Origin of the sequence: Streptomyces sp. NPDC001508, assembly GCF_040298665.1 — a bacterium.
Classification (GTDB): Bacteria; Actinomycetota; Actinomycetes; order Streptomycetales; family Streptomycetaceae; genus Streptomyces.
In genome coordinates this window covers 191,855-207,791 of record NZ_JBEPAP010000005.1, presented here as the reverse complement: position 1 = coordinate 207,791, position 15,937 = coordinate 191,855, and the positions used below count along the sequence as shown (strand labels likewise).

Here is a 15,937-nt window from a genome sequence, read left to right as displayed (position 1 = left end):
TAAGTGGCAATATCGCAGCAGTGGCTGGGGCTGGCCTACAGCGGTACGCGCAGCGCCCCGTCGATGAGTTCGGCGGCCTCGGCGGTTCCGGCACAGCCGCTGCGCGTCAAGTGCTCGCGCACCGCGCGCAGTCGGTCGCGCAGTCGCTGGGACTCCATCCCCCGGGCCTGCTCGGCCATCTGCACCGCCGTGGCCACCGCGGTGTCCGCGTTGCCCTGCCGCAGTTCGATGGTGCTGAGCATGGCCAGCCGGTGCACCCGGCCCCGGTCGTGGGCCGGGTTTCCCACGGCGGCCGCGGCATGCTCCCGGGCCGCCGCCAGTTCGCCCAGACTGAGCAGCGCCTCGGCCACCTGCACATTGACGAGGCCCGGCTGGACATAGCCGGTCTCGTCGGGTTCGTAGCCACGACGGATGCGTTCGGCGGCCGTCTCGGCCCGCCGGATGCAGGACAGGGCGCTCGTGGCATCGCCCAGATGGGCGTACGCCTTGGCCTGCATCGCGTACAGATCCGAGGCCAGCGCGGGGGTGATGTGCTTGCCCGCGGCGCGCAGCGCGGCCTCGGCGAAGGCGACGGCCTGCCGGTACTCCCGTGTGAACAGCGCCTGGTTGACCAGGAGCGCGATGACATACGCCCCAAGTCCCCTGTCCCCGCTGGCCTTCGCCAGCCTGAGCGCCTGGTGGAAGTAGCGCTGGGCGAGCCCGTGCGCGTCGGAGTCGTATGCGCAGATGCCCGCGATCGCCACCAACGCGCCGGTGGCCCGGTGCACTTGGCGGCCGGTGGCGTCGGTGTAGCCGCCGCGCAGCAGCGGCGCCGCCTCGGCGTTCAGGAAGCCGACGACGCGGCTGCGGGTCGCGATGCCGCCGGCCTTGCGGTACATCTGCTCGTAGTGCGCGCGGGCGGCGCGCAGCATCTCGATGTCCCCCGCGGTGACCCGGTGTCCGCCGCCGCGCGAGACGTCCACGTCCTCGGGCGGGTTCTCCCACTCCCACACGGGCATCACCGCGGGTGTGCCGGTGACGGCGGGCGCGCCGAGCACATGCGGGCGCTGCTGTTCGTCGGAGCGCCACAGCGCGGTGGCCCGTTCGACGAAGCCGGACAGCGAGGTGCCGTGCGGGGTGGCGGGTTCGCCGGGGACGCCGAGGCCGATGTCGTCGAGCGTGACGGGCCGGTGCAGCCGGGCGGCAAGCACCTCGCAGATCAGGTCGGGCACCTGGCCGCGGGGCCGCTGGCCCTTCAACCACCGGGCGACGGCGGTGTGTTCGTAACGGAGCGCGAGGCCCCGCGCCCGGCCCGCCTGGTTGACATGGGCGGCAAGGCCGGCGTGCGAGATGCCGGCCTCGTCCAGGATCGCGTCGAGCAGAGTGTTGGGCTGCATGAATGCCCCCCGGGTGGCCTGGTGTGGTCAGCGTAGTGCGTACGGGTTCACACGGGGTGTGAACGAAAGTGCGCGAATCCGGGCGGTACGCGCACTGTCGCGGAGCGTGTTCGGCCGGGTTCACTGAGATGCCTCGCAAGAGGCCGGCCGCGCCGCCGGCTCTCCCTCCTACGGTGCGGCGGTCTGGCCGCCGGCTTGACCGTGCGCTCTAGGGCTGCCCTAGGGGGGTGCCGCCAAGGACGCGTTGTCCGCCGCGGGGTGTGGCGGGTCGGCAGCGCGGTTCCCCGCGCTCCTCGGGGGCGCTCCGCGCTTCGCCCCGCCCCTTTCGTTCCGCAGGATCAGAACGGCGATGTCGTCCGTCGGGGCGCCCGCGGTGTGCCGCAGCAGGGATGTGAGGACCGTACGCAGGACCGTCTGCGGGCAGACCGGGTCGTCGCGGGCGGCCTTGGTGAGGATGTCCGGCAGCGGGAAGAAGCGGCCCTGTGCGTCCCTCGCGTCCTCCGCTCCGTCCGTGTACAGGGCCAGGGATTCACCGGGGAGCAGCCGGCCGCGGAAGGCGGGCTCCACCTCGCGCGGCAGCGGGAACGGGCCGAGCGGTGGCAGGGGTTCGGCGCGGGTGAGCGGCTCGACGCCGTGGTCGCCGAGCCGGTACGGCCACGGATGGCCGCAGCTGAGCGCGCGCAGTTCACCGTCCGGGCGGATCTCCAGCACAAGCACCGTGACGAACTCCTCGGCGACCGGGGTGGCGGGTTCCCGGCCGGCCGAGGGATGCTCGGCGCGGGCCCGTTCGCGCAGGTGCCGGTCCAGGGCCCGGTCCAAACGGCGCAGCACACAGCCGAGTTCGGGCTCGTCGTGCACGGCCTCGCGGAAGCTGCCGAGGACGGCCGCGACGGTGGCCAGGGCGGCGAGACCGTGGCCGCGCACGTCCCCCATCACCACCCGGACGCCGTGTTCGGTGGCGATCGCCTCGTACAGGTCGCCGCCGATGGCCGCGCCACGGTCGGCGGAGAGCTGACCGGCGGCGACGAGCAGGCCGTCGAGGCGGGCGGGCGGAGGGCGCAGCAGCACGCTCTGCGCGGCGCCCGCGACCCGGCGGGCCTGCCGCAGCTCACGCAGCAGGGCCCGGCGGCCGTGGATCATGAGACCGGTGCCGACCGCGAAGAACACGGCGCAGGTGACGATCCGCGCGCCGAACCCGTTCCGCTGGGCGAGCGGGCAGAGCAGCTTGTACAGGATGGCCGCGCCGCCCCAGAGGGTGGGCAGTGCCAGGGCGCGGGCGCGGCGCACACCGCGCCGGGTGGGTGCTCGCGCCTTGAGACGGATCATGCCGATGCCCCCATGGAAGCCCTGACAGAGCAGACGGACCGGCCCCGAAAGGCCGGTCCGATTCTGTCGACGGCATGGCCGGAAAAGGCCAGATCACCACCAGCTGCCACCCGAACGAGTGAGCCGCCCCATTTCATCAGCGCGAGGTGGGCGGGTCCGCAATCACCATGCGGCTCCGCCACGCGGGCGCGAGCAACCACGACGCAAGCCGCAGACGAACGACGCCAGCACCCCCAAAAAGCGCGAGGCGGCCGACAGCGCCGCGGCGCTGCGCGACCAGCCACGACACAAGCCGCAGACAAACAACGGCAGCACCCCGAAAGGGGCGCGGGGCCGCAATCACCATGCGGCCCCGCCGCGCGGGCGCGACCAGCCACGACGCGCCCGCAGACGAACGACGGCCCGGCCGGCTAGGCCCGCAGCACAGCGCCCGTGCGCTCGCCCGCGAGGGCGACCGCCGCGTCCCGGGCGGCCGAGGCCTCGTCCACCGTCAGCGTCCGGTCCGCCGCGCGGAAACGCAGCGCGAACGCCAGCGACTTCTTGCCCGTCCCGAGCTGTTCGGCGTTCTCGTAGACGTCGAACAGCCGGACGGACTCAAGGAGTTCACCCGCTCCCTCGCGCAGGGCGGCCTCGACGTCGGCGCTCGGCACGCTCCCGTCGACGACCAGCGCCACGTCCTGGGTGGCCACCGGGAAGGTCGAGATACGCGGGCTCGTCACAAGTCCGGCGCCCGCCTCTTCCAGGACGTCCAGGTTCAGCTCCATCGCGCAGCTGCGCGCGGGCAGGCCGAGCGTCTTGAGGACACCGGGGTGCAGCTCACCGGCGTACCCGATGACCCGCTCGGCGCCGTCCACGACGACCGTCAGCTCGGCGCAGCGGCCCGGGTGCCAGGGCCCGTACTGCCCCTTGCGGACGATCAGTTCGGTGCCGGTCTCGCGGGCGAGCAGCCGCGCGGCCTGCACGGCGTCCGCCCAGTCGGCCGGGCGGCCCTTGCCCCACCAGCCGGCCTGCTCGCGCGCGCCGGCGAGGACGACGGCGGCGTGCCGCGGCTGCTCGGGCAGCTCCTCGGTGAGCGAGGCGATCTCCTCGTCGGTGGGACGCCGGTCGACGGGCAGCCGGACGGCCGTCTTCGGTTCCCGGCGCGGTGAAGTCTCCCCGGTGCCGGCGGAGTCGAGGGTCCGGGGATGGAAGACCAGCCCGGTCTCGAAGAGCGCCAGGTCGTGCGAGCCACGGCCGTCGTTGCGGCGCAGCGCGCCGAGCAGGCCCGGCAGCAGCGTCGTACGCAGGGCGGGCTCCTCGTCGGAGAGCGGGTTGACCAGCGTGACCACCCGGCGGTCGGGGTCGTCGGCCGCGAGGTTGAGCTGGTCGAGGATCTGCTCGCCGATGAACGGGTAGTTCAGCGCCTCGACATAGCCGGCGCCGGCCAGCGCGCGGCCGATCCGGCGGTGCAGCCGCTGCCGCTCGGTCAGGCCGCGGCCCGCCGGGGGCTTGGGCAGGGTGGAGGGCAGGTTCTCGTAGCCCTCCAGGCGGATGACCTCTTCCGCCAGGTCGTTCGGGTCGGTGAGGTCGGGCCGCCAGGACGGGACGGTGACGATCAGCTCGTCCTGCCCGTACACATCGCAGCCGACTTCCTGGAGCCGGCGGACGACCGTCCCCCGGCCGTAGTCGACGCCCGCGACCCGGTCCGGGTGGTCGGCCGGGATGGTGAGGGTGCGCGGCGCGGACGGCGCGATCACCTCGGTGACACCGGCGTCCGCGGTGCCGCCCGCGAGCAGCACCAGCAGGTCGACGGTGCGCTGGGCCGCGGCGGACGCGGCCTGCGGGTCGACACCCCGCTCGAAGCGGCGGGACGCCTCGGAGGACAGCTTGTGCCGGCGGGCCGTGCGCGCGATGGAGACCGCGTCGAAGTGCGCGGCCTCGACGACGACTTCGGTGGTGGTGTCGTCGGTGTCGTCGATCTCGGTGTCGGCGCCGCCCATGACGCCGGCCAGGCCGATCGGACCGCGGTCGTCGACGATGACCAGGTCCTGCGCGTCGAGGGTGCGGGTGACCTCGTCGAGGGTGGTGAGCTGCTCGCCCGCCGCGGCCCTGCGCACACCGATCGTGCCCTGGACGTGGGAACGGTCGTAGGCGTGCAGCGGCTGGCCCAGCTCCAGCATCACGTAGTTGGTGATGTCGACGGCCAGCGAGATCGGGCGCATGCCGGCCTTCTGGAGGCGCCGCTTGAGCCAGATCGGGGAGCGGGCCTCCGGGTCGAGGCCGGTCACGGTGCGGGCCGTGAAGCGGTCGCAGCCGAACGGGTCGGCGACCTTGACCGGGTGGCCGAAGGCGTTCGGGGCGGGCACGTCGAGCAGCGCCGGGTCGCGCAGCGGCAGGCCGTAGGCGATCGCCGCCTCGCGGGCGACGCCGCGCAGGGACAGGCAGTAGCCGCGGTCGGGTGTCACCGCGATGTCGAGGACCTCGTCGACCAGCTGGAGCAGTTCGATGGCGTCCGTGCCGACCCCGTGCTCCGGAGGCAGCACGATGATGCCCTTGGACCCTCCCCCAGACTCCGTCCGGGGGGACCCCCAGTCCCCCATGCCCAGCTCGTCACTGGAGCAGATCATGCCGTGCGAGACCTTGCCGTAGGTCTTGCGGGCGGCGATCGCGAAACCGCCGGGCAGCACGGCGCCGGGAAGGACCACGACGACCTTGTCGCCGACCGAGAAATTGCGGGCGCCGCAGACGATCTCCTGTGGCTCGCTGGTGCCGTTGGCCTGACCCACGTCGACCGTGCAGAACCGGATCGGCTTCTTGAAGCCCTCCAGTTCCTCGATGGTCAGCACCTGGCCGACGACGAGCGGCCCCTTGAGGTCGGCGCCCAGTTGCTCGACGGTCTCCACCTCAAGGCCGACCGAGATCAGCTTCTCCTGGACGTCACGCCCGGTCTCCGTCGCCGGCAGGTCGACGTACTCCCGCAGCCAAGAAAGCGGGACCCGCATCAGATCTCCATCCCGAACGGCCGGGTGAACCGGACGTCACCCTCGACCATGTCTCGCATGTCTTCGACGTTGTGGCGGAACATCAGCATTCGCTCGATGCCGAACCCGAAGGCGAATCCGCTGTACTTCTCGGGGTCGACGCCGCAGGCGGTGAGCACCCGCGGGTTGACCATGCCGCAGCCGCCCAGTTCGATCCAGCCCTCGCTGGAACAGGTGCGGCAGGGCCGGTCGGGGTTGCCGACGGACTCGCCCTTGCAGACGTAGCAGAGCATGTCCATCTCGGCGGACGGCTCGGTGAACGGGAAGTAGTTCGGCCGCAGCCGGGTCTTCATGTCCGCGCCGAACAGCGAGCGGACCATGTGGTCCAGCGTGCCCTTGAGGTCGGCCATGGTCAGGCCCTCGTCCACGGCCAGCAGCTCGATCTGGTGGAAGACCGGGGTGTGCGTGGCGTCCAGCTCGTCGGTGCGGTACACCCGGCCGGGGCAGACGATGTAGACGGGCAGCTCACGGTCGAGCAGGGCGCGGACCTGGACCGGCGAGGTGTGGGTGCGCAGGATCACACCGGACTCGCCGTGGTCGCCGTCCGGGCCCTGGACGAAGAACGTGTCCTGCATCTGCCGCGCCGGGTGGTCCGGGGTGAAGTTCAGCGCGTCGAAGTTGAACCACTCCGCCTCGACCTCGGGGCCCTCGGCGATCTCGTAGCCCATGGACACGAAGACGTCGGCGACGCGTTCCATCATGGTGGTCAGCGGGTGCCGGGCGCCGGCCGGTACGCGGTCGTACGGCAGCGTGACGTCGACCGACTCCTCGACCAGGACACGGGCGTCGCGTTCGGCCTCCAGTTCGCCCTGGCGGGCGGCGAGCGCCTTGTTCACGGCGCCGCGGGCCTGGCCGACGCGCTTGCCGGCCTCGGCCTTGGCGTGCGGGGGCAGGGCGCCGATCTCGCGGTTGGCGAGGGCCAGCGGGGAGGCGGGGCCGGTGTGGGCGACCTTGGCCTCGTGGAGCGCGTCGAGGGAGTCCGCGGCGGCGAAGGCGGCGAGCGCCTCGTCCCGCATGCGCTCGATCTCTTCCGGTTTCAACGCCTCTACCTCGACAGGGTCGTACGACTTATTGGGTGCCGACATCTCTTCCCGTGCTTCCGATTGGCTGGCTGATGGTCCCCGTCACCGGCCCGAGGACGAACCGTCACCGTTACCCGGGACTGCCGTCCCGCTCTTTGGGACACAAAGGTGCCAAAGGCCGAGTCTAACGGGGTCGGGGAAAGCGAATGCGCCCGTGGGTCCTCGGCGCGCGCTCAGAGCAGGTGTGCCGGGGTGCCCACGGGCAAAGTAAATCGGAACTCGGCGCCGCCGCCGGGGGCCCGGCCGACCGTGATGGTGCCGCCGTGGGCCTCGACGATGCCCTTGACGATATAGAGCCCGAGGCCGGTGCCGCCGCGCTTGCTGCCCCGCCAGAAGCGGGTGAAGACGCGGTTCATGGACTCCTCCGGGATGCCGCTGCCCTCGTCGCTCACCGTGACCGACGTGCCGGCGTCCTCTCCTTCGCGGGGGGACGCGGCGGGCGTGACGTCAATGGTGACGGTTCCCTCGCCGTGCCGCACCGCATTTTCGATGAGGTTGCTGAGCACCTGGTCGACCTTGTCGGGGTCGGCCCACAGGTCGGGCAGCGGCTGCTCGATGCGCAGCAGGAACCGGTCGGCGGGCTGTCCGGCGGCGACGTACGCCTGGATGTGGCGTCCCACGGCCGCCCCCATGTCGACGGGCTGGCGGCGCACCTCCAGCCGTCCGGAGTCGATGCGGGAGATGTCGAGCAGTTCGGCGATCAGCCGGGTGACGCGGTTGGCGTCCGCGTCGACGGTCTCCAGCATCAGCCGCTTCTGGTCGTCGGTGAACCGCTCCCACTTGGCGAGCAGGGTGGCGGTAAAGCCCTTCACGGAGGTGAGCGGGGAGCGCAGCTCGTGGGCGACGATGGCGATCAGCTCGGCATGGCTGCGTTCCGTGCGGCGCCTCGCCTCGGTGTCACGCAGCGAGACGACGACACGGCGGATGGGGCCGGTGGGCTCGCCGCGCACGTACCGCGCGGAGACCAGGACCTCCCGGCCGCCGGGCAGCAGCAGATTGCGCTCGGGCTGGCGCACCCGGATGGAGAGGCCGCCGTAGGGGTCGGTGAGCTGCCACCAGCGGCGGCCCTCCAGGTCTTCTAATGGCAGGGCCTTCTCCAGCCGGCGGCCGAGGGCGTCCTCGGGGCGTACGGCGGTGATCCGGGCCGCCGCCGCGTTGAAGCAGACAACGATGCCGTGTTCGTCGGCGATCACGAGGCCGTCGGGCAGTTCGTCGGGGTCGATGCCGAGTTCGGCGAGACCACCGTGCCGGGGCGCGGGTGGCCGCCGTACGTCCCGCCCTCCCGGCGCACTGCTCGTGCCGACGCTCATCCCCGCACTCCACCTCTCAGTCGACGTGGGGCACCTCGCTGCTCCAGCGAAGCCGTGAGCTTGGGGGAAAGCCCCGGGCGGGGCCACCCTACTAGCTCTCGGTGACGGAACGGCACCCTCCGCAGGCGCGCTGTGCACGGGCCGACGCATACAGACATACGGCCGCGGCGGTCGCGAGGTTCAGGCTCTCGGCCCTTCCGTGGATGGGGACGCGCACGACGGCGTCGGCGAGCGCCCGGGTCTCCTCGGGCAGCCCCCATGCCTCGTTGCCGAACACCCAGGCCGTGGGCCCGCCCATGGTGCCCTTGTCGAGTTCGTCGTCGAGGTCGTCGGGGCCGGCCCCGTCGGCGGCGAGCACCCGCACCCCGGCGGCCCTGAGTCCGGCGACGGCCCGCTCCACGGGCACGCCGACGCAGACGGGCAGGTGGAACAGGGAGCCGACGGAGGCCCGTACGGCCTTGGGGTTGTAGACGTCGACGGAGGCGTCGGTGAGCACGACGGCCTCGGCGCCGGCCGCGTCGGCGCAGCGCAGCACGGTGCCGGCGTTGCCGGGGTCGCGCACATGCGCGAGGACGGCGACGAGCCGGGGCCGGGCGGCCAGGATCGCCTCGAAGGGGGTGTCGAGGAAGCGGCAGACACCGACCAGTCCCTGCGGGGTGACGGTGGTGGAGATGTCGGCGATGACCTCGTCGGCGGCCAGGTGCACCGGGGCGTCCGCGGCGCGGGCCGCGCCCACGATGTCGGCGTACCGCTCGGCGGCCTCGACGGTGACGAACAGCTCCACGAGGGTGGGGGCGCCGCCGGCCCGGTGCCCGGCCGCCTCCCGCACGGCCTGCGGCCCCTCGGCGAGGAACAGCCGTTCCTTCCCCCGGAAGTTCCGCCGGGCCAGCCGCCGGGCAGCCGAGACACGACCGGACCGGGCGGAGATCAACTCGGGACCAGCGGGGGGCATCCTCTTCTTCACCTTCAACAGATTGTCACCAAGCGGAGTTCCGCCTGGGGGCGCGGGGAACTGCGCGACCAGCCCCCACCGGACCCGCAGCCGTAGCGACGGCCAAGGCCCAAACAACAGGACCCGCAAGCCAGAAAGCCTGCGGGTCCTCAAGTCACCGTACGCGGCTGAGGCCGGCGCAGCGTCAGGCGGCCTTGGGCGCGTTCACGTCCGAAGGCAGCGCCTTCTGCGCGACCTCGACGAGGGCGGCGAACGCGCTCGCGTCGTTGACCGCCAGCTCCGCCAGGATCTTGCGGTCGACCTCGATGTTCGCGGCCTTCAGACCCTGGATGAAGCGGTTGTAGGTGATGCCGTTGGCGCGGGCGGCGGCGTTGATCCGCTGGATCCACAGCTGACGGAAGTCGCCCTTGCGCTTCTTGCGGTCGTTGTAGTTGTAGACCAGCGAGTGGGTGACCTGCTCCTTGGCCTTGCGGTACAGGCGCGACCGCTGACCGCGGTAGCCGGAGGCCTGTTCGAGGATCGCCCGGCGCTTCTTGTGGGCGTTGACTGCCCGCTTGACGCGTGCCACTTGTTAACTCCTTGTAGCGGGGCCGTGGTGGTGCTCACACGGCCCGGAAACGGCTGGGTCCCGGTCCTGGCGCGGGGCGCTCGGCTGCGAGCGCCCGTGCGTCACTTGCCGAGAAGCTTCTTGATCTTCTTGGCGTCGCCCGGGGCCATCTCGGCGTTGCCGGTGAGGCGACGCGTCACGCGGGACGACTTGTGCTCAAGCAGGTGGCGCTTGCCGGAGCGCTCACGGAGCACCTTGCCCGAGCCGGTGATCTTGAAGCGCTTGCTGGCACCGCTGTGCGTCTTGTTCTTCGGCATAGCGCCGTTTCTCCTCGTCGGTGGCGCTCCGGTGCCCGGTTGCGAGAACCGGGCACGGTGGAGCGTCGCTCTTGTTTCGGTTACGTCCTGGGGACATACGTCCCCCGGGGTCACACCTCGGCGGAAGCCTCTGCAGGGGCCTCGGCGTCCACGGCGCTGTCGGGGTCCGCGGCGTTCTGCGAGCGGCCCGGGTGGGCCTTCGCGGACGCCTTGCGGGCCTCCTGCGCCTGACGGGCCTCGGCCATCGCCTCGGTCTTCTTCTTGTGCGGACCGAGGACCATGATCATGTTGCGGCCGTCCTGCTTCGGGTTGGACTCGACGAAGCCGAGGTCCTGGACATCCTCCGCGAGCCGCTGAAGCAGCCTGTAGCCCAGCTCGGGGCGGGACTGCTCGCGACCACGGAACATGATCGTGATCTTGACCTTGTCGCCCTGCTTGAGGAACCGGACGACGTGACCCTTCTTGGTGTCGTAGTCGTGCGGGTCGATCTTCGGCCGGAGCTTCATCTCCTTGATGACCGTGTGCGCCTGGTTCTTGCGCGCCTCACGGGCCTTCATGGCCGACTCGTACTTGAACTTCCCGTAGTCCATGAGCTTGCACACGGGCGGACGGGCGTTCGCCGCGACCTCGACCAGGTCCAGGTCGTACTCCTGCGCAAGCTCCAGTGCCTTCGCGAGCGGCACGATGCCGACCTGCTCGCCACTGGGACCGACAAGTCGCACCTCGGGAACGCGAATCCGGTCGTTGATGCGGGGCTCGGCGCTGATGGATCCTCCTCGGTAGCACCACGCGACGGTCTGGCGGACAGCCGCGTAACGTCTGTTTTCTCCTCAGACCAACCGCGACGAAGCAGAAAAAATGCCCCGGACGATCACAGACGGGGCTCCTCGCACTACCGGAGCACCGCCGCGGTGACCGCGGGGCGCGCTTTCGGGCGACTCCACCGCCCCGCAGGGAACGATGGCTGCCGCCTGACCGGAGACCCGCCGCCCCGGAAGGCGGTCAGGTGGGAGATCGGAGCCTCCACTTGTGGGCCGGGCACAGTCGTGTCCAGCCGGTCGTTCTCCCAGGCTAGCAGCTCGGGGGCGGCACGGCGAACCGAGGCCGACTGGGTCCTTGACCGGTGCGGCGCCTATCGTGTCCCGCATGAGTGAGACCTCCCCCTCCGGCCTTGCCGAGCAGCCCGACTTCGACGAGATGGCGCGCGACATCGCCGAGGTCCCCGCGGTCGAGGTGATCGTGACGGTCGCCGTCAACCTGATGAGCGCCGCCGCCGTGAAGCTCGGGCTGGCCCCCCATGAAGGGGAGGGTGACAAGTACAAGGACCTGGACGAGGCCCGCAAGCTGGTGACGGCCCTCGCCGGTCTGCTGGACGCCGGCGCGACCGAGATCAGCTCCTTTCACGCGGCGCCGCTGCGCGACGGCCTGAAGTCGCTCCAACTGGCGTTCCGCGAGGCGTCGATCGTGCCGGACGAGCCCGGCCAGGGCCCCGGCGAGAAGTACACCGGGCCCGTGTACGGCTAGGGCTGGCCCAGGGCTGCCCTAGGCCCGGCGCAGCTCATCCGCGTACGTACAGGGGCTCGCCCGGGGGCGTGGTCCCGGCCGGCAGCAACGCCAGGTCGAGGCCGTGCACCAGGCGGGCCCGCAGTGTCTCGTCGGCGGCGAGCCGGCCCGCGACGGCGCGGGCGGCCTCGGCGGGCCGCGCCGCCGGGTCGAGGACCAGGGCGAGCGTGCCGTCGGCCCGGCCGGGACCGAGGTGCGCGCGCAGCACGGCGGTCTCGGCGGCCACCGCGGTCCGCACCGCCTCCAGCACGGCGGGGTCGGCCAGCGGGTCGGCCGTCGTACGCCCCTCGGCCAGCGCGAGCAGTGCGGGTCCGGTCAGTTCGAAGGCCACCGGACCGGACATGTCCAGGACCACCGTGTCGGCCTTCTCGTGCGCTGCGGCCCGCAACGCCTGGTGCAGGGGCACGGCGACGGGGCGGGCGGCCGGGTCCCAGCGGGCCAGCGACTCGGTGGAGGTGAAGGCGGGCAGGGCGGTGCGGGATCCGGCCCGCAGGGTCGGCACGGCCATGTCGCTGGTCTTCTCGCGGCGCAGCCCCCGCTCGTCCTCCTCCACCTCGCCGAGGACGGCCACCACCGGGACGAGCAGCCGCGCTCCCTTGAGCGCCTCCAGGACCGGGCCCACGGCGGTACGGTCCTCGGCCCAGGCGGCGAGCGCGGCGCTCAGCCGGGGGTCGGCGGACCCGTCGTCGTCGGAGAAACCGGGGTCGGGAATGTTCTTCTTCGCCACGGTCCACGACCCTATCGGGGGGAGGTCGCCGGGCCTGTGCGGGGCCCGAATCCCCGCGGTCATGGATTTCACCGGACTCTCAGATCTCGCTGACGGGCTTCTCACCCGCTTCTCACGGCCCGCACAGCCGGCGCCCCGAGCATCGCCGCCATGGAGTCCCCCAGCAGCCACCGGCGCCACCGGTCCCGTCCCCGTGGCCGCCGTCCGAAGGCGCCCGCCGTGCTCGCGGTGCTCGCCGTCGTGGGAGTGATGGCCGGCGGGACGGTGTACGCGAAGGCGCGGGCGCACTCCGGCGGCGGGGACGTATCCTCGGCGGCGTCGCCGTCGGCCTCCTCCCCGGCCCCGGCGGGCGAGGAGGGATCGGTGCGGCCGGTGACGGAACCGACGGTGGACCGGGGCGCGCTGCTGAGCACGGCGATGGCGGCGGTGAGCGTCCCGTCGGGCGCACGGGTGTCGGCGGCGGTGCTCGACCTGGACTCGGGCGAACGCGCCGTCCACGGCGACGCGGCCTTCGACACGGCGAGCATCGTGAAGGTCGACATCCTGGCGGCGCTGCTGCTCCAGGCGCAGGACGCGGGCCGGCGTCTGACCGCCGCGGAACGGGCGTACGCCACGAAGATGATCGAGAACAGCGACAACGACTCGGCGACGGCCCTGTGGCAGGGCATCGGCGGCGCGGACGGGCTCGACGCGGCGAACGAACGCTTCGGGCTCACGGACACGACCGGCGGCGACGGCCCGCTGTGGGGGCTGACCCAGACCACGGCGGCCGATCAACTCACCCTGCTGCGCCAGGTGTTCGGCGACGACTCGGAGCTGAGCGGAACATCGCGGCACTATCTCCAGGGGCTGATGGAGTCCGTCGAGACCGACCAGCGGTGGGGTGTCTCGGCGGCGGCCGACGGCTCCGGGTTCGCCCTGAAGAACGGCTGGCTTGCGCGCAGCACGACCGGGCTGTGGGACGTGAACAGCATCGGGCGTCTCACGGTGGACGGCACCGCGTACCTGGTGGCCGTGCTCTCGCAGGGCACCGCGTCCAAGGCACGCGGCATCGACCTGGTCGAGACGACGGCCCGGGCCGCCCTGTCGGTATTCACCGCACAGCCGGCCACTGCGACGGCGCCCACGGCCTCCTCGACACCGGCGGTCTCACCGACGGACTGATCCGGGGTCAGCGTTCCGTGGGGCGTCTGCCGCGCCACAGGACCACCGCGGCCACCAGGAGCACCCCGCCGGCGCTGCCCGCGAGGGGGCCCGCCCAGTCCGCGGGGTCTCCGGCCCGTTCGGCGGTGTCCGGGCCCGGCCCGAAGTACTTCTCGCCGTAGGCCGCCGAACGCAGCCCCTGTGGCTCGAGCCGGCCGGCCGCGGCGATCGCGGCGGCGGGGCCGATGAAGCCGAAGCCGCGCGAGTCGTCCCGGCCGCCGCTCGGCGCGTCCTGGGCGGTCTCCTCCAGGAGCCGCTTGATCTGGGCCGGGGCCAGGCCCGGGTGGGCCGCCTTGACCAGCGCGACGGCGCCCGAGACGAAGGCGGAGGCGGCGCTGGTCCCCCAGCCCTCGTAGTACCTGCGGTCCGGGTCGGCGATGACGATGTCGACGCCCGGCGCGCTGACCGTGGCGTACCAGCGGCGGGTGGAGAAGGCGGCGCGGGTGCCGTAGCGGTCGACGGCGGTCGCGGCGATCACGCCCGGATAGGCGGCCGGGTAGGAGATGTGGTCGCCCTTGTCGCCGCCGTTGCCGGCGGAGGCGACAACGGCCACGCCCTTGTGCAGGGCGTACTGGACGGCCTCGTCCTCGCTCGGCTCCGGGTGCGCTGAGTCGGAGTCGTCGCCGAGCGAGAGGTTGATCACGTCGGCGCCGTGGTCGGCGGCCCAGCGGATGCCCTCCGCGAGGGCGTTGCCGCGGGTGGAGCGGGCCTTGGCACGGGCCGAGTCGTCGTCCTCAAGGATCACCCGGACGGGCAGGATCCTCGCCTCGGGGGCGATGCCCATGACGCCGTCGGCGTTGCCCGGTCCGTGGCCGTGCGCCGCGATGATGCCGGCCATGGCCGTGCCGTGCTTGGCCCAGGTGGCGTCGCCTGCCTCGGCGCCGAAGCCGACGAAGTCCTTGGTGGGCAGGACGTTGCCGGCGAGGTCGGGGTGCTCGGCGTCGACTCCGGTGTCCAGGACGGCGACCGTGACGCCCTTGCCCTTGGTGGTGCGCCAGGCCTCCTCGGCGTGCAGGGCGGACAGGGCCCACTGCTGGGCGCGTATGCCGTCGGCGTGCGCGACGGTGGACGGCAGGAGGGCGAGTGAGCCGGCGAGCAGCAGGCTCAGTGCGGTGCCGGTCGTGCTCGGGCGGTGGCCGCCCTTCGGTCGCCTCATGAGGGCTTCTCCGTGGCCGGGCTGACGGTCTGGCGCAGGCGCCGTTCGATGCGGTCGGCGAGGCCCTGGGCCTCCTGGCCGAGGCCCGCCTGTGCGGGGGCGGTGGTGGCACCGGACTGCTGGGCGTCCGCGGCGGGCTCGGGCGCGTCGACGGTACGGCCGTCGGCCCAGCCGGAGACGGCGTAGGCGACGACGGGGGCGTCGGTGAGCACCGAGATGGTCCAGGAGGCGCGCTGCTCGTCGCCGAAGTCCGCGGCGACGGTGCCCTTCGCGGCGTACGGGCGGGGCAGCAGATCGGTACGGCGGTCCAGTCGTTCGTCCTTGAAGCGGACGGCGAGGGCGGACATGGCGGCGGTGTCGGCCTTGGTGAACAGCAGACCGACGGTGGTGAGGTGGCTCTGGGTGGCGTCCGTGTACGTGGCCCGCAGCAGTCGTTCGCAGCCGAGCGGGGCGAGGAGCCCCCGCAGCAGCGGGTCGAAGGCGTTCGCGCAGCCGCTGTCCGGGGCGACGGCGATCCGGGTCCAGGTCCGGTCTGCTCCGCCGGGTCCGGCGCCCTTGCCGTCGACGGTGGGCGGGAACAGGTCGTCCACCGGCACGCTGTGCCACAGGTCGCCGGCCGCGGCGAAACCGCTTGTGCCGCCCGCGGCGCCGGCGTCTCCGGTGAGCCAACTCCCGGTCACAGCACCGCCGATCAGCCCGAGGCCGAGGACCAGGCAGGCGGCGGCAGCGGCGGTACGGGGGCGCAGCCGCGCGCCCAGCGGCCGGGGCCGCGCCCGGTCGTCGTACCCCTCGGGCCGGCCGAACGACACGACGGGCCGCTCGCCGCCGGGCGGCCCGAACGCGCTCCACGACAGCGCCGGGTCGGGAGCCACGCCGGATTCCGCCCGCCCCGGCCGCTCGGCACCGGAATCCGGCCCAGCGGCGGGCCGCGACGACACGGCAGCGGAATCGGACCGACCGGCGGGCCGCGGCGACACGGCATCTACCGAAGGCGAGTTGGGCACGGCAGCGGGCTCCGGCCGAGCAGCGGGCCACGGCGGCACGGCGGAATCGGGCCGAGCAGCGGGCCACGGCGGCACGGCATCCGCCGCAGGCGAGTCCGGCACGGCGGCGGAGCCGGGCCGAGCGGTGAACGAGGGCCGCACGGCGGCGGAATCCGGCCGAGTCGCCGGACCCGGCGGCACGGCATCCGCCGCAGGCGAGTCCGGCGCGGCAGCGGAATCCCGCCGAATCGCCGGACCCGGCGGCACGGCGGCAAAACCGGAGCCAGCCCGGACCTCAGACCCAACATCCAACCGACCGGACCGCAGCCACGCACCCCCCGCCGAAGGCGAGTCCGGCACGGCGGCGGAATCCGG

14 protein-coding genes are annotated in these 15,937 nt (G+C 72.9%); 2 read left to right on the top strand and 12 right to left on the bottom strand.

Annotated features, from left to right (window positions below; genetic code table 11):
• Positions 1–35: 35 nt before the first annotated feature.
• The 9 genes from ABT245_RS07885 to infC form a co-directional block, all read right to left on the bottom strand.
• Positions 36–1,376, bottom strand: coding sequence for an NsdA family TPR-like regulatory protein (locus ABT245_RS07885; protein ID WP_351730119.1), 1,341 nt, complete (start codon positions 1,374–1,376; stop codon positions 36–38).
• 219 nt (positions 1,377–1,595) lie between these two features.
• A complete protein-coding gene (locus ABT245_RS07880; RefSeq protein ID WP_351730116.1) occupies positions 1,596–2,702 on the bottom strand; it encodes a PP2C family protein-serine/threonine phosphatase in 1,107 nt (368 codons plus the stop codon).
• 410 nt (positions 2,703–3,112) lie between these two features.
• Entirely contained in the window at positions 3,113–5,683 is a 2,571-nt protein-coding gene (gene pheT, locus ABT245_RS07875; RefSeq protein WP_351730113.1) for a phenylalanine--tRNA ligase subunit beta, read from the bottom strand.
• Positions 5,683–6,807 (bottom strand): phenylalanine--tRNA ligase subunit alpha, encoded by a 1,125-nt coding sequence (gene pheS / locus ABT245_RS07870; RefSeq protein ID WP_351730110.1) that lies wholly within the window; start codon positions 6,805–6,807, stop codon positions 5,683–5,685. The genes pheT and pheS overlap by 1 nt, the downstream gene beginning before the upstream one ends.
• Positions 6,808–6,977: 170 nt before the next feature.
• Positions 6,978–8,114: a sensor histidine kinase gene (locus tag ABT245_RS07865; RefSeq protein ID WP_351730107.1), complete on the bottom strand. Its 1,137-nt coding sequence runs from the start codon at positions 8,112–8,114 to the stop codon at positions 6,978–6,980.
• A 91-nt stretch (positions 8,115–8,205) separates the two neighbouring features.
• Positions 8,206–9,066: a TrmH family RNA methyltransferase gene (locus tag ABT245_RS07860; protein ID WP_351730104.1), complete on the bottom strand. Its 861-nt coding sequence runs from the start codon at positions 9,064–9,066 to the stop codon at positions 8,206–8,208.
• A gap of 184 nt (positions 9,067–9,250) precedes the next feature.
• Complete coding sequence (gene rplT, locus ABT245_RS07855) at positions 9,251–9,634, bottom strand: 50S ribosomal protein L20 (protein WP_028422957.1); 384 nt, start codon at positions 9,632–9,634, stop codon at positions 9,251–9,253.
• 101 nt (positions 9,635–9,735) lie between these two features.
• The gene (rpmI, locus tag ABT245_RS07850) at positions 9,736–9,930 is read right to left on the bottom strand and encodes a 50S ribosomal protein L35 (RefSeq protein ID WP_121888283.1); all 195 of its coding nucleotides are present in this window, start codon (positions 9,928–9,930) and stop codon (positions 9,736–9,738) included.
• A gap of 110 nt (positions 9,931–10,040) precedes the next feature.
• A complete protein-coding gene (gene infC, locus ABT245_RS07845; protein WP_351730220.1) occupies positions 10,041–10,697 on the bottom strand; it encodes a translation initiation factor IF-3 in 657 nt (218 codons plus the stop codon).
• A gap of 379 nt (positions 10,698–11,076) precedes the next feature.
• On the opposite strand from infC, the gene ABT245_RS07840 reads away from it, so the two are divergent.
• Positions 11,077–11,454 carry a DUF1844 domain-containing protein gene (locus ABT245_RS07840; RefSeq protein WP_351730100.1) on the top strand — a complete coding sequence of 126 codons (378 nt, stop codon included), beginning with the start codon at positions 11,077–11,079 and terminating at the stop codon, positions 11,452–11,454.
• A 34-nt stretch (positions 11,455–11,488) separates the two neighbouring features.
• Here the strand turns inward: ABT245_RS07840 and ABT245_RS07835 are convergent, their stop codons facing one another.
• Positions 11,489–12,220 (bottom strand): SseB family protein, encoded by a 732-nt coding sequence (locus ABT245_RS07835; protein ID WP_351730097.1) that lies wholly within the window; start codon positions 12,218–12,220, stop codon positions 11,489–11,491.
• 150 nt (positions 12,221–12,370) lie between these two features.
• Here ABT245_RS07835 and ABT245_RS07830 point away from each other — a divergent pair, with 150 nt between their 5' ends.
• Positions 12,371–13,384, top strand: coding sequence for a serine hydrolase (locus ABT245_RS07830; RefSeq protein WP_351730094.1), 1,014 nt, complete (start codon positions 12,371–12,373; stop codon positions 13,382–13,384).
• A gap of 7 nt (positions 13,385–13,391) precedes the next feature.
• On the opposite strand, the gene mycP is transcribed toward ABT245_RS07830, so the two are convergent.
• Both mycP and ABT245_RS07820 read right to left on the bottom strand, forming a co-directional pair.
• Positions 13,392–14,579, bottom strand: coding sequence for a type VII secretion-associated serine protease mycosin (mycP, locus tag ABT245_RS07825; RefSeq protein WP_351730091.1), 1,188 nt, complete (start codon positions 14,577–14,579; stop codon positions 13,392–13,394).
• The gene (locus ABT245_RS07820) at positions 14,576–15,451 is read right to left on the bottom strand and encodes a hypothetical protein (protein ID WP_351730088.1); all 876 of its coding nucleotides are present in this window, start codon (positions 15,449–15,451) and stop codon (positions 14,576–14,578) included. The genes mycP and ABT245_RS07820 overlap by 4 nt, the downstream gene beginning before the upstream one ends.
• Between the last annotated feature and the right edge of the window lie 486 nt (positions 15,452–15,937).